The following is a 20,120-nucleotide window of genomic DNA, read 5'->3' as shown; positions in this document are numbered from 1 at the left end:
CGTCGTCCAGTTCAATCAACGGTTTCGTTCAAATGCCGCTTCCAGGGCATCGTTGATGGTACGCAATACCTTGACCCGGGCGAAGCGTTTATCGTTGGCTTCAACCAGTGTCCAAGGGGCAATTTCGGTGCTGTTGCGCGCGACCATGTCTTCGACTGCGGCGCTGTACACATCCCACTTGTCACGGTTGCGCCAGTCTTCCTCGGTGATCTTGAACCGCTTGAACGGGGTCTCCTCCCGCTCCTTGAAACGCTTGAGCTGCGTATCCGAATCGATGGCAAGCCAGAATTTGACCAGTACGATACCGGCATCTGTCAGCTGCTCCTCGAAATCGTTGATTTCGCTGTAAGCCCTGAGCCAGTCCGCCTCGCTGGCAAAACCCTCCACCCGCTCTACCAGCACGCGGCCGTACCAGGAACGATCAAAAACGGTAAAACCGCCTAATCGTGGAATATGCCGCCAGAATCGCCACAGATAGGGTTGCGCGCGCTCTTCTTCAGACGGTGCAGCGATGGGAATGATGCGGTATTGCCGAGGATCGAGCGCACCGGTTACCCGGCGGATCGTGCTGCCCTTGCCAGCGGCATCGTTTCCCTCGAACACGGCGACCAGCGCATGACGCTTGAAGCGTTTGTCCCGCACGAGTCCGGCCAGCCGTGCCTGCTCGGCGATAAGCTGCTCCTTGTATTCGTCCTTGCTAAGAGCCTGGGACATATCTAGGCTGCTCAACACGCCACGTCCATCCAGATTGGGCGGTAGTGGAGCGGTGTGCGGGCTGCGGGGCAGTTGTGCGTCTCGCTCAAGCGCGCCGTTCAAGGCTTCGAGCAGGATGTTGCCTACCATCAGGCTGCGGTAATTTTCGTCGTAACCGGCTACCACATACCAGGGCGCATAGTCGCGGCTGGTCCGCCGCAGAACGTGCTCGCCGTGCTCGACAAACTTGTCGTAGGTCCGGGACTGTTGCCAGTCCAGCGGGCTGATGCGCCAGCTATGCAATGGGTCGTCCTTGAGGACTTTGAGCCGGTGCTTGAGCTGTTTCTTGGACAGGTGAAACCAGAATTTGAGGATCAATGCACCCTCGTCACTGAGCATGCGCTCCAGGCGTTCGGCGTCGCCGATGCCCTCCTCCAGCTCAGCCGATTTGATGCGCTTTTCCACGCGGGCATGCAGGAGCTGGCTGTACCAGTTACCAAAGAAAATGCCGATCCGCCCCTTGGGCGGCAGGCGCTGCCAGTAGCGCCAGGCCGGTGGGCGCAGCCGCTCCTCCTCGGTTCGCTCCAGAAAGGATTCAACCTGGATCAGGCGCGGGTCCATCCATTCGCTCAACAGCTTGACTGTTTCGCCCTTGCCGGCACCCTCTACGCCATTGATCAGCAGAATGACCGGAAACCGCCCCTGCTCCTTGAGTTTATACTGCGCATCCAGCAGCGCCTGACGCAGCTTTGGTACAGCCGCCTCGTAGGTTTCCCTGTCGATGACGTGATCGGTTTCGGCGGATTCAAACATGCGGCTCTCCCCTGTCAGCCCAGCCTTTCAAGCGCGTATGGCACAGTAATCGTCTTGTATTGGAACCCAAGCGATGCGGGTCGTTCGGTTCCAGTGAACGTGACTTTTACCGGGTCTAGCGACCCCTACATTCAAGATACCGTAATTACCGGACGCTTCATGAAAGAACACATTACGCCTTTTCAACTGCTGATCCTGGTCTTGTCGTTTTATGTATTGGGCTCACTGGTAGCCGATCTGTTTTTTGCCTTGCCGCCGGAAGTCTCGCAATTGCTCGGTTATCTGGATAATGGGGTTTGTGTCTTTTTCTTCATCGACTTCTGCTTGCGCTTTCGCGCAGCGCCCAACAAATGGCACTTCATGCGCTGGGGCTGGCTTGATCTGCTGGCCTGTATTCCAGCAGCCGGTTTTCAGGGCGCCAAGCTGGTCCGCGTGGTGCAGATTCTGCGCATCCTGCGTGCGATCAAGTCGCTTGCGATGATCTGGCGACTCCTGTTTCGCAATCGCGCCGAAGGCATTGTCGCGTCGGCCGCCACGGCGACCCTGCTTCTGGTGGCATTTGGCGCCATCACCATGCTGATGGTCGAAGCGCCCAACCCTGAAAGCTCCATCAATACGGCCGAAGAAGCGCTCTGGTGGGCCTTTGTGACGGTGACCACCGTAGGCTATGGCGACTTTTATCCAGTCACCACACTAGGCCGCATCGTGGCTGTCATGCTGATGATTGGCGGCGTGGGGTTATTCGGCAGCTTTGCCGCGTACATCGGCTCGCTGGTTCTGACGGACAAGGATGAGCAGGACGCCCACGAGCAGAACACTGACCGCGAGATGATGCGTGCCTTGATGGCCAAAGTAGATGAACTGCACGAGGAAGTCCGAACGCTGCGCCAGGAGCTGCATGCCACCCGCGCGGCGGAAATACCGCATCCGACCAAGGATAGCTAAGGCTGCGCCCTGCTGAATTGACCGGGATTAAAAGAAAACGTCGATGGGCGTCGGTTGGACTGGCGTCTTTCTCAGCACGCTAGATCTCTAGCGGTAAAACTCCCCGGCGTGACCGGCCACACGCTCTAGGGCCGAACTAACCCCCTGCTTTTTCACTCATCTTTACTGAACCCACCGCTTGGCTGACAGCGAAACGCACAGGCAAATCTTTAACTATTGTCAGGCTTATATGACAGTTTGATGAAGATTGATCGACGCCACTGGTTCGCCAGCAATGCCCCCGATACTCTCGGAGGCGATATGCTCAGCTGAGCACCAAGTCCTTACAGGAGAGGGAAATGTCGTTTCGTATTCAAGCGCGTAAGCGGGTTGACGATGAGATCCGCCGTGTAGTGGTTGAACGGATAGAAAAAGCCCAGGAATCCTTGAGCGCAGGCTCGGCCAAAGGCGTGCACAACGCCCGCAAGCGGCTGAAAGAAATCCGCGCCGTGCTGAGACTGGTGCGCGAACCCTTAGGCAAAAAAATCTTCACGGCTCAAAACATTCGCTTTCGCGATCTCGGTCAGGGCTTATCCAGCCTGCGTGATGCCGCAGCCGTCATCGAAAGCTGGGATGCCCTGACCGAAACCAACCGCAAGCGCTTCAATTCACCGGCCATGAAGCGCGTCAGGGGCCGACTCGTCGAGCGGGCTGAAAAGGCTTCCCAAGGTGAGGCAGCCAGTTCCCATGCCGATCTGGTGGAAGCATTGGAAGACGCCAAGTACAAGGTGTCTACCTGGAAGTTTAAAGGCAAGGACTTTGGCCTATTGGAAAGTGGCATCCTCAAGACCTACACAGATGGCCGTCTGGCACTCAAGGTCGCTCGCAGCAACGCCACAGACGAAACCCTGCACGAATGGCGCAAGCGTGTGAAGGATCACTGGTATCACACACAGCTGCTGATGGACGCCTGGCCAGAACACTTCAAATCACGCCAGAAGTGCCTGGAAAAGCTGTCTGCCTATCTGGGTGATGACCACGACCTGGCGGTGATGCAGCTTTTGCTCGAGCAGGAGTCTGATCTGTTTGGTGCAGTCAGCACACGCCAAGCCATCAACGAAAGCATTCTTGCCCACCGCGCGCAGTTACAGGCCAAGGCCATGGAGCTGGGGCAGCGTATCTACGTGGATAAGCCGGCCGCGCTTCTGGAGCATTGGGAAAAGCTGTGGAACATCACGGCCATGCCGAGCAAGGCTAAAAAAGCCAAGAAACACGAGCCAGCCGGCCTGTTGCCCTATCTGGTCGAGCCGGTCACCGCATAAGCGGATCAACTCGTCTCATGCGGGTCAGGGCAGCTAATCGCCGCTCTGGCCCGAGATAGACATGTTCCTGCCTTTTTCTGCAAATTTCGCAACATTAATGGGCACATTTCCTTCAATTAGCCTTGGAACTTGTCTTCCTCGGTGCGCTTCGAAGCTAGTGTTCGATGCGGGATGGTCGGTCAAGCCAGGCAAAAACATCAAAGGGAGCGGCAACAGCGCCTGCACTCTTTCAGATATGGCCAGATCAAGCCGACCGTCACGAATCAACACTTTGTGCATGACGCATGCTGGACGAGACGTGCCAGCCCGTGCGGCGGCCATCCCCTATTTCCTTGAGGTGTGTGCCATGAAGACGAAACACGTGATTGCAGGTCTGTTGCTGTCGGTTGCCGGCACTGGCTTCGCCTGGGCCGATCAGCCTGGTGCGGACTGGATGCCCAAGAAAGAAGTCGAAGCCAAGATCATCGAAAACGGCTATACCTCCGTGAGCCGCCTGGATGCCGAAAATGGCGAATGGGTTGGCAAGGGCCTCAAGCTCAACTCGGAGAAGTATCGTTTCCGGGCCGATCCCCGTACCGGCAATATCATCCAGGAAGAAATCGATCGTGAAGAAGTGGGTCGTAAGACGATCGATTGATCCGCTGCTCACCAGCCCTGCGTAGGACTTGGCCTCTTGCAGGGCTGAAACCTATTCTCCATCAGCCTCTTCTCGTGGACGAATCTTGCCGCGGAACACCCAGAAGCCGTACGTGCTGTACGCCAGGGTGAACGGAATCAGTACGGCAAACCCAGTCAGCATGAACGCTTGGCTCGCGGTCGGTGACGATGCCTGAAAAATGGTCAGCGCAGGCGGGATGACCAAGGGGTACAAGGCCAGAATCAAGGCGGCGTACGCCACCATAAACCAGCCCAATACGGCAAACAGGGGCAGGTAATGGATGCGGCACGGCAATGCCTTCCAGAAGGCCAGCGCCAGAAGCGCCATCAGTCCTAGAAGGGGGATCACCCACTCGCCCTGGGCCCAGCGCTCCCGATACAGGGGGTGAAGTCCTGCGGTCCACACGATGACTAGCCCCATGAGCAGCAAGGTAAACCCACCCAACAGCGATGCCTGTTTTCGGGCCCGAGCCTGCAAGTCACTCTCCGTGCGCCAGACCAGCCAGCAGGCTCCCAGTAGCGCGTATCCCACTACCAGACCGATCCCACAGGTCAGCGTAAAACCACTTAGCCAGTCCCAGCCATTACCCGTGTACCGGCTGCCATCGTTTGGAATCCCCTGAATCAACCCACCCAGGACAATGCCCTGGCAAAGGCCGGCCAGCGTAGACGCCCCTGCAAATGCCGCATCATGCCAGCGCCGATGTGCCGGAGTTGCGCGGTCACGAAACTCCAACGATACGCCCCGAAACACCAGAGCCAGCAACATGGCAATAATGGGTACATACATGGCGGTAAAAAAGATGCTGTATGCCGCGGGAAACAGGGCCAGCAACCCGCCGCCACCCAGCACCAGCCACGTCTCGTTGCCATCCCAGATGGGGAGAATGGAAAACGCCATGACATGGCGGCTCTGCGTCTCCTTGTGGAACGGAAACAAAATACCGACACCCAGATCCGTCCCGTCCAGCACCACATAAGTGATGATGGCGAATGCCAGCGCCGCGGCGGAGAGTTGATGGATCAAATCGGCGGACATGGAGTTACTCACCGGTCTCGTTGGCAAGGGAGGGTTCGGGGCCCTTTTCATCAGCCCTGGGTGCCCTGGCCATGGCCCGAAGCATATAGAGAAGCCCAATCCCGAAGACGATCACATAGGCAGCCAGAATGCTTAAGGTTGAGGTCATGACGAAAGAAAAGGACTGTGCCGAACTGCTGTCAGCCGTGCGCAACAATCCATAGACCGTGAATGGCTGTCGCCCAGTCTCGGTCACGACCCATCCGGCCAGCATGGCGATAAAGCCGGCCGGTCCCATCGGGAGCACGATCCAGTGCAGCCAGCGGGCGGTGTATAGGCGCCCACGCGTACGCACGATCAGGCTGGCAATGCCGACGGTCGCCATCAGCAGGCCCAGCCCCACCATGAGCCGAAAGGCAAAGAATACGATAGGGACTGGAGGGAGATCGCTGGCCGGAAACTCGCTCAGGCTTTGGATGGTGCCGGTCCAGTTGTGGCGCAGGTATAAGGAGCCGATATGCGGGATCGCCAGCTCGAAATGATTACGCTGCTGATCCATATCCGGTACGGCAAACAGCCGTAGCGGCTCGCCCTCCCCCGGTGCCGGTCGGTTCCACGACCCCTCCATGGCCGCGACCTTCTGCGGCTGATGTTCCAGGGTGTTTTCCCCATGCAGATCCCCGGCAATGATCTGCAGCGGCCCAACGATGGCTACCACCCACATGGCCATGGAAAACATGATCCGCGCCCGCGGATTCGACGCATCGCGCAGCAGATGCCAGGCGCCCACAGCCCCCACCATGAAAGCGGTGCCTAGAAAGGCGGCAAAGATCATGTGGACGAAGCGGTAAGGAAAGGAGGGATTGAAAATAATGGCGAGCCACTCTTCCGGCACGAAACGGCCATCCGGCCCGATGGAGTAACCGGCAGGCGTGTGCATCCAGGAGTTGGCGGCCAGAATCCAGAAGGCGCTGAACAGCGAACCCACCGCTACCGCACAGGTTGTGAAAAAGTGGAGCTTGGGGCCTACCTTCTTCATGCCAAACAGCATGACGCCGAGGAAACCGGCCTCCAGAAAAAACGCCACCATGACTTCATAGAACATCAACGGACCGATGATCGAGCCCGCCTGAGTCGAAAGGCGCCCCCAATTGGTCCCGAACTCGAACTCCATGACCACGCCCGATACGGTTCCGACCGCCACGTTCAGCGCAAAGATCTTTAGCCAGAACTTATAGAGATCAAGATAGGCCTGCTGTCTTTTCCACAGCCAGAGCCCTTCCAGGGCCATGAGAAAATTGGCGAGTCCGATGCTGAACGCAGCCAGCACGATATGAAACCCGATAGTGATGCCAAACTGGGCTCGGGCGATTTGCAGGGCGGGATCAGTGACGTCCATAAAAACCTGAAGGGCAAGCGTTACGAAGCGAGAGGCTTTAGCCGCTCGGCTTCAAACCTCGCTACTGCGACAACAGGGATGGCGTTTCAATTCCATTTTAATACTGACCCAGCGCCTCACATCTTGCTTAGCGGAGGATAAACCCGGTCGCGCCCGGCCGCCTTGGCGGCATAGAGCGCCTCATCGGCTGACTTGATCAGGTACTGGCTGGTCGCGCCCCTGCCCTTGGGTACGCAACTGAAGACACCGGCACTGATCGTGACGATACGGCCGTTTTCATTACCCTCATGCAGGATCGCCAATTTGCGAACAGCGTTGAGCATGTTTTCGGCCACCTGATGGGTACCGGCATCGTCCGTATCCGGGAGCAGCACTGTAATCTCTTCGCCCCCATAGCGGACAGCCAGGTCGACAGCGCGACGGGTACAGGACAGCACGGCTTCCGCTACGGCCTTGATGCACTCGTCGCCGGCTGGATGACCATAGAGGTCGTTGTAGCGCTTGAAATGATCAATGTCGATCATGATGATGCCTAGCGACGTCTGCGCCCGCCGGGCCCGGCTGATCTCGGCCTTGAGGGCCATGTCGAACTGCCGCCGGTTCGCAAGTCCGGTCAGGCTGTCTTCCATGGCCATTTTCTCCAGCGCATGGTGCGACTCACGTAGCGCCCGCTCCGTCTCCAGGTCGATACGGATCTGCCGAATCAGGGCCAATCCGAACCCGGCTACGGCAATCAGCAGAATCCCGGTAATAAACGACCGGCTCATGTCCTTGTACCAGGACGCCAGGGCCGCTTCCTTGGAAACAGCCGCCATGACCACCAGCGGATACTTGTCCATCTTGCGGTAGGCCGACATACGCTCGACCCCATCCACGATAGATTTCACCATGCCCGTCCCGGTTGCTGAGGCCGGTAGCAGCTCGCTGAAGATACGCCCCTTGGCCAGACTCTGGCCGATCAGGGCTTCGTCAAACGGGCGTCGCACCAGTATGGTTCCGTCATGGAGAGCAAGAAAGATCGCGCCCTGCTGGTCGATATCGAATTCTGCGTAGAAACGGTTGAAATACTCGACCTTCAGCGTTGCCAGCGCAACGCCAGCGAAGCCCCCGTCGGGACGATTGATCCGCCGAGACACCGGAATTACCAGCTCGTTTGTCGTGCGGCTACGGATGACCGGCCCGATATGCGGTCCCAGGTCCTTATGGGTACGGTGATAGGCAAAATATTCCCGATCCCCGTTGTTTATGTTTACCGGATCCTGACTGTTCGAGGTGACGATCCAGCGCCCGTCCTGGTCGTAGATGAACAACCCATGCAGCTGGGGCAGTGCATTTATCCGATCCTGCAGCCAGGCCTTCATGCGGACCCGGTTGGTCTCTTCGATTCCATCCCAGGCCAGTCGCTCGGCGATGCCGGCCAGAACAATATCGACCTCTTCGACCGTATCGTCGGCATGTTGCGCCAGTGAGCGTGCCAGGTTGGAAGTGGCAACCTCGGCCTCCTGAAGCCGCTCGCCCCGCCCCCGTAAGGCCTGCCAGATATCCAGACTGAAAAGGGACAGACAGACCAGGATCACGAAGCCGAGCGCGAGACGCTGTGACGGCCATCGGCTGGCCCTCTTCGAGATCTCGTGGGGGTCTGGCATGCTTCGCTATCCTTATAATCTTCTTACGACGGCGAACCCATCACCGCAGTGTTTCAATCATAGCCAAAGGTCATCAGACAAGCCGCTGTTTTATTTGATCTTCTGGTGTCAATGAGGTCTGGGACAGCGCGAACCCCTTCTTGCCGCGCCGCTTGACCTCATACATGGCCCGATCGGCATTCTTGAGCAACCCGTCCAGATCCACGCCCTGCTCCGGGTACAAGGCAATGCCGATACTGGTAGACAGGTAAAGGCGGTGCGGTCCGATAATCAGGTCAGCCTCAATGGTCTTCAGGATCTTCGTGGCGACATTGCTGGCATCCTCGATCCGCTTCAGATCACCCAACAGCACAACAAATTCATCGCCTCCCAGGCGGACCACCGTATCACTCTGACGTACAGCACTCTTCAGGCGATGCGCTACTTGCCTGAGGACCTCATCGCCCACGTCATGCCCCAGGGTGTCGTTGATCTCCTTGAAGTGATCGAGGTCCATCAGCATGACCCCCAAGACCTCCTGGTTTCGCTTGGCCCGCTCGATGGCCATGCTCATCCGGTCGGCCATCAGCGTGCGATTGGGCAAGCCGGTCAAACCGTCATGCAGAGCCTGGTAGCGCATCAGCTCCTCGGCCCGCTTGCGCTCGGTAATGTCGTAGGCAATACCCAGATACCCCGTGATCTGGCCCGTCTGGTCACGCAACGCCGTCACGGCCAGGTTGACGGGTAACCGTACCCCGCCACGGCAGACAAAACCGCATTCGTGTTCCTCCTCGGGCTTTTCCTGCGCCAGCCTGACAAAGCTCTCCCATTCGGTCACCGTACGGCCCAGCGCCTGGCTCAGCTGCTCGGCCTTGACCGATTGCTCATTGGCATCCAGCAGGTCGCTGATGTACTGCGTCTCGACCAGTTCTGCCCGGGTGTAGCCCAGCAGCCGCTCACCGGCCGGATTAACTGTACGCAGGCGGCCCTCAGGATCGGTCGAGAAGATGCAGAACGGCGAATGCAGCAGGATCGCCTCGTTCAGGGCACCTGCCATCAGAGCCTGCTGCCGTGCCTGATGCAGGTCAGTCTGGTCACTGATCAGTACGATCAAACGCTGGACTCCATCCTGCTCGGCGACCGTAATGGCCATGTTCAGGCTGCGGCACTGACCTTTTGCCGACGTGTAGTGCGTGTCGAGCCAGACACTGCTGGCCGTACCCTGACGCAGATCATCCAAAATGCGATCACCCTTCACAGCCAGCAGATGCGCCAGCGAGCGCCCCTTGGCCTCAGCGGCCAGCAAACCCAACATCTGCTCACCTGCCAGATTGATTTTCAAGACGGTCATGCCCGGGTCGCTTTCCGTGATCACAATGCCTTCCGCCGCCCCGTCGATAATGGAGCGTATCCGCGCTTCGCTTTCCCGGTAGGCGCGACTCATACGATCTGCCAGTTGCTCGGCGCGGGCACGCATGGTGGCCAATGACGCCACCAGCACACAGAGCAGCAAGGTAAGTCCCAGACCACTGAACAATACGACCTGTGCACGGCTGGCAGGGGCCGCTGTCTCGAAGGCAGGCAAAGTAACGAAACGCAATGTCCACTGCCGTCCGGCTACGTCAATATGTTGGAGGCTGTCGAAGCGGGGTATGTAACCTGGCAGGGTACTTACTAGATCCATACGCCTTGAAAACAGGCGGTTTGCCGCTGCAGGTTGCTCACCATCGTAGATTTCAAGTGCCAGATCATCGGCACGGTCTTTCAGGGCGGCCGTCATCAGATCGCCCATCCTGAAGGGGGCGAAAACAAATCCTCGCAAGGCCTTGCGTCGCTGCTCGGCCGTCTGGGTCGGCATGTCGCTGAAATAGGACGGTACGAACATCAGGGTACCGGCCTGAGGGTTCTCGGTCTCCTGCACAAGCGTGATCTTTCCGCTCAGGCTTACATGGCCTGAGTCACGGGCCTGTTCGGCCGCCGCTCGCCGGTTCGCCTCGGAAAACATATCGAACCCGAATGCCCTCAGGTTGCGTCCCATAAAGGGCTCGATATAGAGAATAGGAATGAACGTGTCACGCTTGCCGTCTGGTCTGATCTCATAGCCCTGGAAGCCTTCTTTCCGGACACGCTCCTCAAAACTGCTCTTATCGTGAGCGGCAATCAACGGGGCGAAACCAAAACCCTGCATCCCTGGGTAATCCTCTTCGAGTCGCATGTTTTCGGCAAACTGGCGCCATTCCAGTCGGGAAATTTCATCGCCGGCATTGAACAGGCTGCTCCCCGCCCGCAACAGGCGTTCATAGCGTGCCATTGCGCCATCCAGCTCCCGGGTAATTTCCGATGCGCCACGGGAAAAGCGCTCACGGGCGGCCTCCTGCTCTGAACCTTGCAGGATGTACCAGGCAAGCAGCGTCACAGTCAGCCCAAGGGCCGCCACGCTGGAAACCAGTACGAGGGAGCGCTGGGTAAGCCACAGGGAAAACGAGGATCGAAACATGATCATTCAACGAGACAGTCAGATGGACAGGCGGTAACCCAGTCTTCATATCGGCAGAAAGCGATGGAGTTTAAGGTCTGACTTGCAGCAAAAGCCGACCGGCGTGAGGCTTACGCACGCGGATGCAGGTGAGCGCAGGACAGGTATAGCCAAAGGCTTACACGCACAAGGCGCCATTGGCTCTAGGTATGAATGCGTAAGGTGCGTAATCTACACCTATCGGACTGCAGCGCAGGAAGCGCTCAGGTAGATCAAGGATGAATGACCAGGCCAGGATGGCAGCTCGACAGGACGTTGAGTAAGGTCAACCAGAAAACCCGCTTCGGCGGGTTTTTTGTTGCCTGCCAGAAAGTTTTTCCCTCGCCTTACCAGCCCCGCCTACCCATGCAAGTCGTTTAGCCTGTTTTTCTTGCCGCGGTCACATAACGTGATCAGAAATCAGTAGCAGGATGCCAACCGTTTCACTACCCTACGCCGCTTCTTGTTGGCAAATAGCCATCAATCGGCAAGGCTAGCAGCAGATGATCGTCCGTCTGCCCGTTGCACCTTCGTACTCATGTTTTTGTGAGGGGCGCCGATACAACGATCAAGCTGATTGAGCTGATGAAGCCAACTGAAAACGCTCAGGCATGAGCCCTAGGTGGCAGGAAATTCGACGGATCGTAAATACCGTCCAGTTAGTTCACGTCGTCCAGTTTGCTGAGCCTTGTTAGCCCTTAGAAGCAAATACAGATCATGAATACACACAACACTCAAAAGCATTACGAACAACGCCAGCCGCAAGCCTATCGGGGCACGCCGTTCTGTGTGCATTCGACCCAGTGGCTGGGCGCTGTACTGCGCAAGTTTGATGTCGCTGAAACCAATTATGCTTCGGAGCAGGCCCGCTATTCGCGCCTGAATGCCAGCTCCGATCCAGAAGAGGTACTCGCCTTCTTCGTCCTGATAAGCACCCTGGTGACCCAGGCACTGGACTGCCATCCGTTCCCCGAGCCGCAGCAAGCTGAGCTGGAGCGACTGGAACAGCACCTTGAGATGACCGTTAACAGTATGCGCGTCCTCTGCGACGCGTGACGGTTCAAGGGCAGGCCCTGCCAGACAACGCCTGCCCTCCTGCATTACCCTCTTTTTGATATCCCGCCCCGCCTGCCAGCCCTGGCGCCCACGTATTCTCTTTGCGCCTATCCGTTGTAGACCATGACACAGGCTCGCCCTGCCCGCTTGGCCTCATACAGGGCTTCGTCAGCATGACGCAGCAAGGTATGCACAGACAGGCCTGCATCGGGGTAGAGCGCCACACCAATGGACGAAGTGGTCTTGAGCTCCCCACACGGCAGCGCCCATGGCGCTTGCAAGGCCAGACACAACCGCTCGGCAATGGTGACCGCCTGGGCCTCGTTCACCTGGGCCAGCACGATCACGAACTCGTCGCCACCAATACGGGCATACAGGTCGTTGGCACGCAGGTTCTGCTTGAGTCTGCTGGCAAACTCAATCAGCAGCTCGTCTCCCACATCATGCCCCTTCTCGTCATTGATAGGCTTGAAGCGATCAAGATCCAGGTACAGGACGGCAAAACTTGAACCGGTCGATGCCTGATTGATCATGAGCTGGATCTGGTCCATCAAGGAGCGTCTGTTGGGCGCTCCCGTCAGGGGATCGTGGTAAGCCAGCGTTTGAAGATGCTGATCGTAGGCTTTACGTGCCGAGATATCACGGCAAGCAAAGACGACATTGTCCAGACTGCCCTCGCCCGTATACGTACTGGAGAGATGCATTTCGAACCATATGTAGTGTCCCTGAACGTGACGGCAGCGGCATTCAACCGTCGTATGCAAGGCAGTACCCTCCAGTAGCATTCGAAACGCACTGCGCAAGGGATCGATATCGTCCGGGTGGATCAGCTCGAACATGTCACGTCCTAGATAGGCAACTGCCCGATGCCCCAGGACATGCTCAAAAGAAGGCGAAACGTATTCGATGCCTACTTCTGGTTTGAACACACCGATAACGTCGAGCATGTTGTCGGCAATCAGCCGATAACGCCGCTCACTGGCCTCAAGCGCCTGCTCTGCCAGACGCCGCTCGGTAATATTGCGGCTGACGATAACAAGCTGGTGGCGATTACCCGCCTCATCGAAACTGGGTGTCTTGATCACTTCCCACGTGTTGAGACGGCCATCCAGCCCCATGAAGGACTTCTGGATACGCAGCGCCGACCTTTTTTGCCAGGCCTGCTCGTCAGTGTCCACGTTGTAGGCGAAAGCGTCATGGAATTCTGGTCGAATCAACGCCAGCTCCATGTCAGTCTTGCCCACATAATCAACATCATTCAGCCGATAAGTGTCGATCACGATCTTGTTCGTGATCAACCACCGTCCCTGACCATCCTTGAGGACAATGAACTCCTGTATGGCATCAATAAAGCCACGGAGCTGCAATTCGCTATCAAACGTAAGGACGGAAGAAGTCATGGTAGGCATCTGGTAACTGACGTGCCTCCAGGTAGGACGCATCTTGTACACCCTGTATCGGCGCAGCCTGCAACAAATTGACATGACCATCCGATCGCCCGATGGATGACCATCAGACCGTGGGTACCTCATGCAGGCAGCAGGCCCTCAGCCAATCTCAACTTTTCGTTGAGATGCTTTAAATTATTTCTCATAGAGCAAATCTGCCCAGCGCTTAGAGTGGATCGTTCAATGGAGCGGAGACGATCATGATTGTTCTCAACAAGGCGGTTGGTGACGCCCTGCGTCAAAACAAGTTTGCCAATGTGAAAGGCGCAGACTTCAGCCTGACGGGCAACTTTGACGAATTCGTCCGGCTGACCCATAGCTGGGAAGCCATGGAGCGCGACAGTTATTATGGCCAGGCCGAGTCGGGCGCACGGTTCAGACGCTACAGCGATTTCGAGTACCACCCCGTCAATCAGGAGCTGCGCCAGCTCGAACATCGCCCCTATGTACAATCCTTGGCTAACAATCGCTATGTAGGCGGCATGGAGCGGCACTTCCAGGATTTCTCCGATGAAGTGATCGCCTCCCCTGTTCTTCGCAGCCTGATCGCCCTGGATTTCGAGGTGTACAAAAGCGTATTGCCAGCGCACCTGCATAACGACATGTGGCAGTGCCAGATTCATCAAATTCGGATCGAGATCAACCCCGGCCAGCAGGTCGAAATCACGCCTGAAGGAATTCACTGCGACGGCTACCCCTTCAGCGCAATGCATTTCTGGGGTCGGCATAACATTGCAGGTGCCGAAAGCCGGCTATATAACGTACAAGAGGAGCTGCTCGCCGCGCTGACTTACGAGCACATCCTGGACACGACGTTTTTCCTGGACCGGGAGATGCGTCATTACGTGACGCCTGCGTCCACGAAGGACCCAAAGCGCCCGGCATTCCGTCAGATCATCGCCATCTCTTTCTCCAAACCCGGGACGGTCCATGACATTGTGCGGTAAACCTATGAACGGTCCGATTTCAGCCCGGCAATGAGAGGATGGTGTGAATACGCGTGTTTTAACCCGGAAAGCTCCTCAGCTACGCACCTTCAGCGAGGCCAGTCCGGTCGTTGCTGGCTATTTTACGGTCTCGTTCGTTTTCGGCCTGATGGCCGTGAATGCAGGCTATCCGCTCTGGTTACCGGTCGCCATGTGCTTGTTCGTCTATGCCGGCGCCTCGCAGTTCGCCGCTCTGGCACTGATGACGGCGAACGCCTCGGTCATCACTATTGTGATGACTACCTTTCTGATCAACGCCCGTCACATGCTGATGTCGATGTACATGTCCAGAGCCCTGCGCACAATAGGCCTGAGCCGTCTGGAACGGTGGGTGTATGCGGCGGAGCTGACGGACGAGTCCTTTGCCTTTCACAGCAGCAAGTTGCAGAAAGGCGTTGCGGTCAATGCCCGTTACCTGATCTCGTTCAACCTCTTCTGTCACAGTGCCTGGGTGCTGGGCGCGCTGCTGGGTGCTCTCAGCTCGACCTACACTGCCCACCTGATCCAGTACAAGCTCGACTATGCCTTGACCGCCATGATGCTGTACGTGCTGGTCTCGCTTTGTGATTCCAAGGGCAAGCTGGTGGCTGCTCTGGCGGCGGTGGCCTGCATGGGTGTGCTGAACCTGCTGTTCGAGTCCGCCCTGAATGTCTTTATCGCCACGTTCTTTGGCTGCTGGGTAGGCGTATGTCTCAAGAAACGTTCCTGATCCTGATAATCGTCCTGATGACCGCGGTGACACTGTTACCACGGGTGCTACCAATGCAGCTCAGTACCGAGCGCTGGCCAGGATTCCTCACGCGAACGCTGGAGTTTCTGCCCGTCTGCATCGTTGCGGCCATTACCCTCACACCGCTGGTGGTGACGGAAAAGCATGTGAACTTCATGCGGCCCGAATTCGTTGCCGCCATACCGACGCTGTTATGCGCTTATTTCAGTAAGAACCTGCTCCTCAGTGTGGCGGTAGGCCTGTTGTCGTATATTGCGCTGGGGCGAGTGCTGTAAGGGACGGGTCAGCTGCTCCAGGGCACGAATAGGCAAGTCGACATTGTTGACGACCAGGCGTACCGGCAGCGAATCCTCAAACCCCGGTACGATGGACAATCCATGCTTGCAAGCCGCCGCCCGTGAAACGACGCCCAAGCCATCGAGTTGTTTGATCAGCGAGACGGTCAGGGTTTCGCTACCCGAATAGATCATGCGATGCCCCCATTGGCCCACTGCCTGACCACTGTCTAGAAACCGCTCGAAACTGGTGGAATAAGGGCAGTCGCTGGTCGGCCTAACAAGCAGCTTGTCACTCAGGTCGCTGTACGCCTCTGCATCGGCACCGTGGTAAGCACCTACGACATCAATATGAAGATCAGCCAGCTCAAGGCTGTCCAGATCGGCTTGCGGTGGTCCGATCAGTACCGCAAGGTCGATATTGTCGTTACGCAGCTTGCTGAGGTTCTCGATGGACTCGGCAAAGCTGAACTCCAGGTGATAATCGCTGAAGACCTGCATCATCCGCTTGACGATGCACTGGTTGATATCGGCCGGTAGCGTGCTGTTCAGTGCGGCCCGCAGCAGCCGTGGCGTGGCTTGGCTTAACTCGGCAGCCTTGCTGTCCAGTTGCCGGGCGGACTCCACCACCTTCTCGATATAAGGCATGAGCGCGTGACCACGCTCGGTCAGGAGCAATCCCTTGTTGGATCGCTTGAAAATCCTGAACCCGAACTGGTCTTCCGCCTTGTTCAATTGCGCCGCCAGGGCCTGCACGGTCAGGCAGGCCTCATCTGACGCGGCAGACAGAGAGCCTGTACGCGCCACCCGCGTCAGGTTGCGCAGCGTTCTGACATCCATTTTGACGCCCTCGATCAGAAAGGAGCGATGCTGTAGCGATCTGATCACACAATGCTGCGATCTTCTACCTTACCTTAGCAGCTGTCTCAGTGCCTGGCGGTATTAGAGCAGGAATAGCCCCTATGAAAAATAGGGGCATTGTGCCGCTGCGGTAATATCAGACGGGAAAAGGAAACGGTGATGGACACGCCCAAACAGGCATGTCCGCTGCAGGATATTTAGAAATCGATTTCAACGTCCCCTTGCGGAACGCTGCAGCAGGACAGGATGTAACCTTCGGCCTCGTCCTCTTCGGTAATGCCGCCGTTGTGCTCCATGACAACCGAACCACGGGTCTTGAGCACCTTGCAGGTGCCGCAGATGCCCATGCCACATGCCTTTGGAATATGCAGGCCCAGCTTGGCAGCCGCTCCGTGCACAGTCTCACCTGGTCCAACACGTACACTCATGCCGCTGCCCGCAAATAACACCTCGCACTGATCCGCCAGCGGAACCGGCGGTGTGTCGGCCGCAAGACCGGCCTGTTCGAGAACATCTTCCTTGATATCCGCAGGCGTCGCGCCAAAGGACTCCTCGTGATAACGGGCCATGTCGTAGCCCAGCTCGCGCAGCATGGTCTTCACAGCATTCATATAAGGTGTAGGGCCACAGCAGAACACCTCGCGATCACGAAAATCCGGCGCCATCAATTCCAGCATGCGCCGATCAAAGAAACCGCGATATCCCGCCCAGGCCTCCCCAAGATCACTCCGCTCGCACACGAGATGCAGCGAGAAATTAGAGACCCGCGAGGCCATGTGCTCCAGCTCGCGGTGATAGATGATGTCCTTTGGCGTGCGGGCACTGTGTACGAACACCATGTCCACGTTAGCGTTCGTGTCGAAAAACCAGCGGGCCATGGACATCACCGGTGTGATACCTACGCCACCGGAAAGCAGCAGGACCTTGTCGGACGGGTAGTCAATGGCGTTGAACAGCCCCACCGGCCCATGCACCGCAAGCTCCTGCCCTTCACGCAGGTTGTCATGCAGCCAGTTCGATACCTTGCCACCCGGGACACGCTTGACCGTGATCGAGAAGCTGTAGGGCACGGAGGGCGAGCTGGAGATTGTGTATGAACGCATCACCTGCTGCCCCTCGATCTCAAGCTCCAGCGTCACGAACTGTCCGGGTTTGAAAAAGTACATCAGGGGTACGTCCGCCATGAAGCAGAAGGTTCGTACATCCCAGGTTTCCTGAATCGCCTTGACGCAACGTACCGCATGGCGACCATTGGCCCAGGTCTGCGTAGTAACCGGATTCAGAAAGCTGTTCATGCACGTGCCCTCACGCGTTGAGACCCGCCGCATCTTCAGGCGGTGATGGGGCGATTGTGGAGAGGCCCTTTCGTCGGCATTTACCTGCCAACGACATCGGCATGCTTAGAGCGACCAGCCCAGCGTCCACGGGACTTGCCGCGTCGGGAAATGATTCGACCATGTCGCGCATGGATAAGGCCCCATCCAGACGCAGCCCCACACTGATTTCACCAACCACACGGGCAGCCTTGAACAAGCTGTCCAAACGCCTTGCATCACAACCCTATCAGCCACTTTTTCACCGGCGCACCTGTATGCCGCCGCATGAGGATACCGATGGACGTCACCTACCCTTTGAGTCTGGGCGATCCGCTGGAATCGGCCCGCAAGGCCACCGCAGAGATGCTGCGTACCCGTGAGCGAACTTACTCGATGCCACAGCCGTTCTATAACGATGAGCGTCTGTTCCAGATCGACATGCAGGAGATCTTTGGCAAGGAGTGGCTGATTGCCGGAATGACGAGTGAAATCCCTGCCAAAGGCAATTTTCTCACGCTGCAGATTGGCGATAACCCCGTCATGGTGGTGCGTGGTGCTGAAGGCAAAGTACACGCTTTTCATAACGTGTGTCGGCACCGCGGTTCTCGCCTGTGCGTCAGCGAGAAAGGCAAAGTGGCCAAGCTGGTCTGTCCCTATCATCAATGGACCTACGAGCTGGACGGCCGCCTGCTGTTTGCCGGTACCGAAATGGGTGCTGACTTCAACATGGCGGACTTCAACCTGAAGCCGGTGCATGTGAAAACGGCGGGTGGATACATCTTTATCTGCCTGGCCGACGAGCCTCCCGCTATCGATGACTTCCTGCGTACGCTCGACCATTACATGGAGCCGTACGACATGGAAAACACCAAGGTCGTAGCCCGTACGGACCTGATGGAAGCCGCCAACTGGAAGCTGGTGCTTGAAAACAACCGCGAGTGCTACCACTGCAACGGCTCGCACCCAGAGCTGCTCAAGACACTCCTGGAATGGGACGATGTAACCGATCCACGTGCCAACCAGGCCTTCAAGGATCACGTTGCCGAAAGCGCCGCCGCCTGGGAGGCCGAGCAGATCCCGTATGCCCACGCCAGCTTTGGCCTGCGTAACCGCATTGTGCGCATGCCGCTACTCAAGGGCACGGCTTCCATGACGCTGGATGGCAAACCCGGCTGCAAGAAGCTGATGGGACGTATCAAGAATCCGGAGTTGGGCTCCATGCGCATCCTGCACCTGCCGCACTCCTGGAACCACGCCATGGGGGATCACCTGATTGTGTTCACTGTCTGGCCAATCAGCGCCCAACAGACCGTGGTTACCACCAAGTGGCTGGTGCACAAGGATGCAGTAGAGGGCGTCGATTATGAGGTAGAAAATCTGCGCAAGGTTTGGGATGCCACTAACCAGCAGGACCGAATGCTTGCCGAGGAAAATCAGCGCGGCATCAACTCCAAGGCCTACCAGCCCGGCCCGTATTCACAGACCTATGAATTTGGCGTCATTAATTTCATTGACTGGTACAGCGAACGCCTACTGGCCAACCTGGGCGAAGAGCAACCCGTACCGCACCTGCGTCAAGTGGGTGCCGATGGCTGATTAACTACTTTGTTTTAAGAACCCCGCTTCGGCGGGGTTTCTTTTGTTCAGTCAAAAACCGTTGCATTTTCAACTGCCAAGCACTGCACGCTTCAGGAAAGCGCAGCGCAATGCAGGCTTGTCGCTATGAAATAATCCGGCCAGTCGTTGGGCCCTGGCTGCCAAGCCTTTCGGCACCCAAAGGACTCAACGCAATCCATTCAAGGATCTGACATGAACAACAACAGCCTGAAAATGGCCCTGGCTTCGGCTGCCCTTGTATTCGGCCTTGTCACTCTACCGGTCCAGGCTGCCAGCAAGGCCGAAACCACCCAGACAGCCAATAGCCGCCCCATCTCCCTGCTGAACCATCAGCTAGTGCTGGCATTACCCGAGGGGTTCGATGTCAGTCCCCTGCCGCCCGGCACAGCTGCCGAAGACCCGTCAGCACGCGGCAAACTGTATATCAACAAGGCCAGCCAACAGTTGATCGTTACCTCTGAAACGCCGACGCCAGAAGATAAAAGCGCCAGCAACCGAGTCGTGCTTGCCAAGGCCAAAGCCGCATTCTATGCACGGCAGAAACTGAGCGGCAGCAAATTCAAAGTGCTCAAGGAAAAGACCCTAAAGCGCGACGGCCTGACCCTTCAGCAACTGGAAACCACGTCAGTCATGAACGGCACGCCCATGCGCAGCACCGCCTTTATTGCCGAGGCAGATGCGCGGGTTGCGGTTGTACAGATGCTGTCCGACCGAAAGGACGAAGCCGCTCACAAGGCTCTGGTACAGCACCTCCTGAGCAAGCACTGATCCTGTCTCAGCTATCTTCGGCGGCCTTGGTCTTTTCCTGTCAGGGCCGCAAGTGTTTAGCCTTTAGCTGATGATTGCCCTTAAGCATTTCCGATCG

The 20,120-nt window shown here is 57.4% G+C and carries 19 protein-coding genes; 9 read left to right on the top strand and 10 right to left on the bottom strand.

Features of this window, described 5'->3' with window-relative positions:
- Positions 1-15: 15 nt before the first annotated feature.
- Positions 16-1,506 carry a polyphosphate:AMP phosphotransferase gene (gene pap / locus EAW52_RS02855; RefSeq protein ID WP_122041346.1) on the bottom strand — a complete coding sequence of 497 codons (1,491 nt, stop codon included), beginning with the start codon at positions 1,504-1,506 and terminating at the stop codon, positions 16-18.
- Positions 1,507-1,665: 159 nt separating this feature from the next.
- Here pap and EAW52_RS02850 point away from each other — a divergent pair, with 159 nt between their 5' ends.
- Both EAW52_RS02850 and EAW52_RS02845 read left to right on the top strand, forming a co-directional pair.
- Positions 1,666-2,451, top strand: coding sequence for an ion transporter (locus EAW52_RS02850; RefSeq protein ID WP_037030590.1), 786 nt, complete (start codon positions 1,666-1,668; stop codon positions 2,449-2,451).
- Between the two features lie 338 nt (positions 2,452-2,789).
- A complete protein-coding gene (locus EAW52_RS02845) occupies positions 2,790-3,752 on the top strand; it encodes a CHAD domain-containing protein (protein ID WP_122041345.1) in 963 nt (320 codons plus the stop codon).
- 33 nt (positions 3,753-3,785) lie between these two features.
- Here EAW52_RS02845 and EAW52_RS02840 read toward each other — a convergent pair whose 3' ends face one another.
- Entirely contained in the window at positions 3,786-4,031 is a 246-nt protein-coding gene (locus EAW52_RS02840) for a hypothetical protein (protein WP_162997572.1), read from the bottom strand.
- 67 nt (positions 4,032-4,098) lie between these two features.
- On the opposite strand from EAW52_RS02840, the gene EAW52_RS02835 reads away from it, so the two are divergent.
- On the top strand, positions 4,099-4,389 hold the full coding sequence (locus tag EAW52_RS02835) for a PepSY domain-containing protein (RefSeq protein ID WP_122041343.1): 291 nt from the start codon (positions 4,099-4,101) through the stop codon (positions 4,387-4,389).
- Between the two features lie 51 nt (positions 4,390-4,440).
- Here the strand turns inward: EAW52_RS02835 and cydB are convergent, their stop codons facing one another.
- The 4 genes from cydB to EAW52_RS02815 all read right to left on the bottom strand — a co-directional run bounded on the left by cydB (position 4,441) and on the right by EAW52_RS02815 (position 10,948).
- Positions 4,441-5,448 carry a cytochrome d ubiquinol oxidase subunit II gene (gene cydB / locus EAW52_RS02830; RefSeq protein WP_122041342.1) on the bottom strand — a complete coding sequence of 336 codons (1,008 nt, stop codon included), beginning with the start codon at positions 5,446-5,448 and terminating at the stop codon, positions 4,441-4,443.
- A gap of 4 nt (positions 5,449-5,452) precedes the next feature.
- On the bottom strand, positions 5,453-6,826 hold the full coding sequence (locus EAW52_RS02825) for a cytochrome ubiquinol oxidase subunit I (protein ID WP_122041341.1): 1,374 nt from the start codon (positions 6,824-6,826) through the stop codon (positions 5,453-5,455).
- 116 nt (positions 6,827-6,942) lie between these two features.
- Positions 6,943-8,472: a sensor domain-containing diguanylate cyclase gene (locus tag EAW52_RS02820; RefSeq protein WP_122041340.1), complete on the bottom strand. Its 1,530-nt coding sequence runs from the start codon at positions 8,470-8,472 to the stop codon at positions 6,943-6,945.
- Positions 8,473-8,545: 73 nt separating this feature from the next.
- Positions 8,546-10,948 carry a CHASE domain-containing protein gene (locus tag EAW52_RS02815; RefSeq protein WP_162997571.1) on the bottom strand — a complete coding sequence of 801 codons (2,403 nt, stop codon included), beginning with the start codon at positions 10,946-10,948 and terminating at the stop codon, positions 8,546-8,548.
- A gap of 735 nt (positions 10,949-11,683) precedes the next feature.
- Here EAW52_RS02815 and EAW52_RS02810 point away from each other — a divergent pair.
- Positions 11,684-12,022: a hypothetical protein gene (locus EAW52_RS02810; protein ID WP_122041338.1), complete on the top strand. Its 339-nt coding sequence runs from the start codon at positions 11,684-11,686 to the stop codon at positions 12,020-12,022.
- 107 nt (positions 12,023-12,129) lie between these two features.
- On the opposite strand, the gene EAW52_RS02805 is transcribed toward EAW52_RS02810, so the two are convergent.
- Positions 12,130-13,422 (bottom strand): sensor domain-containing diguanylate cyclase, encoded by a 1,293-nt coding sequence (locus tag EAW52_RS02805; protein ID WP_218567919.1) that lies wholly within the window; start codon positions 13,420-13,422, stop codon positions 12,130-12,132.
- Positions 13,423-13,670: 248 nt separating this feature from the next.
- On the opposite strand from EAW52_RS02805, the gene EAW52_RS02800 reads away from it, so the two are divergent.
- The 3 genes from EAW52_RS02800 to EAW52_RS02790 are packed head-to-tail and all read left to right on the top strand — an operon-like array spanning position 13,671 to position 15,461.
- Complete coding sequence (locus tag EAW52_RS02800) at positions 13,671-14,417, top strand: 2OG-Fe dioxygenase family protein (RefSeq protein WP_122041336.1); 747 nt, start codon at positions 13,671-13,673, stop codon at positions 14,415-14,417.
- 43 nt (positions 14,418-14,460) lie between these two features.
- Positions 14,461-15,165 carry an AzlC family ABC transporter permease gene (locus tag EAW52_RS02795; RefSeq protein ID WP_256680722.1) on the top strand — a complete coding sequence of 235 codons (705 nt, stop codon included), beginning with the start codon at positions 14,461-14,463 and terminating at the stop codon, positions 15,163-15,165.
- A complete protein-coding gene (locus tag EAW52_RS02790; protein WP_122041335.1) occupies positions 15,144-15,461 on the top strand; it encodes an AzlD domain-containing protein in 318 nt (105 codons plus the stop codon). Before EAW52_RS02795 ends, EAW52_RS02790 begins: the two co-directional genes overlap by 22 nt.
- Here the strand turns inward: EAW52_RS02790 and EAW52_RS02785 are convergent.
- The 3 genes from EAW52_RS02785 to EAW52_RS25835 all read right to left on the bottom strand — a co-directional run bounded on the left by EAW52_RS02785 (position 15,378) and on the right by EAW52_RS25835 (position 17,864).
- Positions 15,378-16,301 carry a LysR family transcriptional regulator gene (locus tag EAW52_RS02785; protein WP_122044706.1) on the bottom strand — a complete coding sequence of 308 codons (924 nt, stop codon included), beginning with the start codon at positions 16,299-16,301 and terminating at the stop codon, positions 15,378-15,380. The two genes, EAW52_RS02790 and EAW52_RS02785, sit on opposite strands and share 84 nt — an antisense overlap.
- A 218-nt stretch (positions 16,302-16,519) precedes the next feature.
- Positions 16,520-17,617, bottom strand: a complete 1,098-nt coding sequence (locus EAW52_RS02780; protein ID WP_122041334.1) for a hybrid-cluster NAD(P)-dependent oxidoreductase — start codon at positions 17,615-17,617, stop codon at positions 16,520-16,522.
- A 10-nt stretch (positions 17,618-17,627) separates the two neighbouring features.
- Positions 17,628-17,864 carry a hypothetical protein gene (locus EAW52_RS25835; RefSeq protein WP_162997570.1) on the bottom strand — a complete coding sequence of 79 codons (237 nt, stop codon included), beginning with the start codon at positions 17,862-17,864 and terminating at the stop codon, positions 17,628-17,630.
- 71 nt (positions 17,865-17,935) lie between these two features.
- Between EAW52_RS25835 and gbcA the strand changes: the two genes are divergently transcribed.
- Entirely contained in the window at positions 17,936-19,234 is a 1,299-nt protein-coding gene (gene gbcA, locus EAW52_RS02775; RefSeq protein WP_122041333.1) for a glycine-betaine demethylase subunit GbcA, read from the top strand.
- A 213-nt stretch (positions 19,235-19,447) separates the two neighbouring features.
- Complete coding sequence (locus EAW52_RS02770; RefSeq protein WP_122041332.1) at positions 19,448-20,023, top strand: hypothetical protein; 576 nt, start codon at positions 19,448-19,450, stop codon at positions 20,021-20,023.
- Positions 20,024-20,120 lie beyond the last annotated feature (97 nt).

The sequence above is a fragment of the Pseudomonas sp. LTJR-52 genome, assembly GCF_003691465.1.
Lineage (GTDB): Bacteria > Pseudomonadota > Gammaproteobacteria > Pseudomonadales > Pseudomonadaceae > Chryseomonas > Chryseomonas luteola.
This window is presented reverse-complemented; position numbering and strand designations above follow the sequence as displayed.

What these genes read in the sequence shown, in the direction of transcription:
- EAW52_RS02800 (WP_122041336.1), top strand. Translation starts at nt 13,671, where the DNA reads ATGATTGTTCTCAACAAGGCGGTTGGTGACGCCCTGCGTCAAAACAAG.
- EAW52_RS02770 (WP_122041332.1), top strand. Translation starts at nt 19,448, where the DNA reads ATGAACAACAACAGCCTGAAAATGGCCCTGGCTTCGGCTGCCCTTGTA.
- EAW52_RS02850 (WP_037030590.1), top strand. Translation starts at nt 1,666, where the DNA reads ATGAAAGAACACATTACGCCTTTTCAACTGCTGATCCTGGTCTTGTCG.
- EAW52_RS02805 (WP_218567919.1), bottom strand. Translation starts at nt 13,422, where the DNA reads ATGACTTCTTCCGTCCTTACGTTTGATAGCGAATTGCAGCTCCGTGGC.
- EAW52_RS02825 (WP_122041341.1), bottom strand. Translation starts at nt 6,826, where the DNA reads ATGGACGTCACTGATCCCGCCCTGCAAATCGCCCGAGCCCAGTTTGGC.
- EAW52_RS02810 (WP_122041338.1), top strand. Translation starts at nt 11,684, where the DNA reads ATGAATACACACAACACTCAAAAGCATTACGAACAACGCCAGCCGCAA.
- EAW52_RS02815 (WP_162997571.1), bottom strand. Translation starts at nt 10,948, where the DNA reads ATGTTTCGATCCTCGTTTTCCCTGTGGCTTACCCAGCGCTCCCTCGTA.
- EAW52_RS02835 (WP_122041343.1), top strand. Translation starts at nt 4,099, where the DNA reads ATGAAGACGAAACACGTGATTGCAGGTCTGTTGCTGTCGGTTGCCGGC.
- EAW52_RS02845 (WP_122041345.1), top strand. Translation starts at nt 2,790, where the DNA reads ATGTCGTTTCGTATTCAAGCGCGTAAGCGGGTTGACGATGAGATCCGC.
- EAW52_RS02840 (WP_162997572.1), bottom strand. Translation starts at nt 4,031, where the DNA reads ATGCACAAAGTGTTGATTCGTGACGGTCGGCTTGATCTGGCCATATCT.
- EAW52_RS02790 (WP_122041335.1), top strand. Translation starts at nt 15,144, where the DNA reads ATGTCTCAAGAAACGTTCCTGATCCTGATAATCGTCCTGATGACCGCG.
- pap (WP_122041346.1), bottom strand. Translation starts at nt 1,506, where the DNA reads ATGTTTGAATCCGCCGAAACCGATCACGTCATCGACAGGGAAACCTAC.
- gbcA (WP_122041333.1), top strand. Translation starts at nt 17,936, where the DNA reads ATGGACGTCACCTACCCTTTGAGTCTGGGCGATCCGCTGGAATCGGCC.
- EAW52_RS02820 (WP_122041340.1), bottom strand. Translation starts at nt 8,472, where the DNA reads ATGCCAGACCCCCACGAGATCTCGAAGAGGGCCAGCCGATGGCCGTCA.
- EAW52_RS02780 (WP_122041334.1), bottom strand. Translation starts at nt 17,617, where the DNA reads ATGAACAGCTTTCTGAATCCGGTTACTACGCAGACCTGGGCCAATGGT.
- EAW52_RS02785 (WP_122044706.1), bottom strand. Translation starts at nt 16,301, where the DNA reads ATGGATGTCAGAACGCTGCGCAACCTGACGCGGGTGGCGCGTACAGGC.
- cydB (WP_122041342.1), bottom strand. Translation starts at nt 5,448, where the DNA reads ATGTCCGCCGATTTGATCCATCAACTCTCCGCCGCGGCGCTGGCATTC.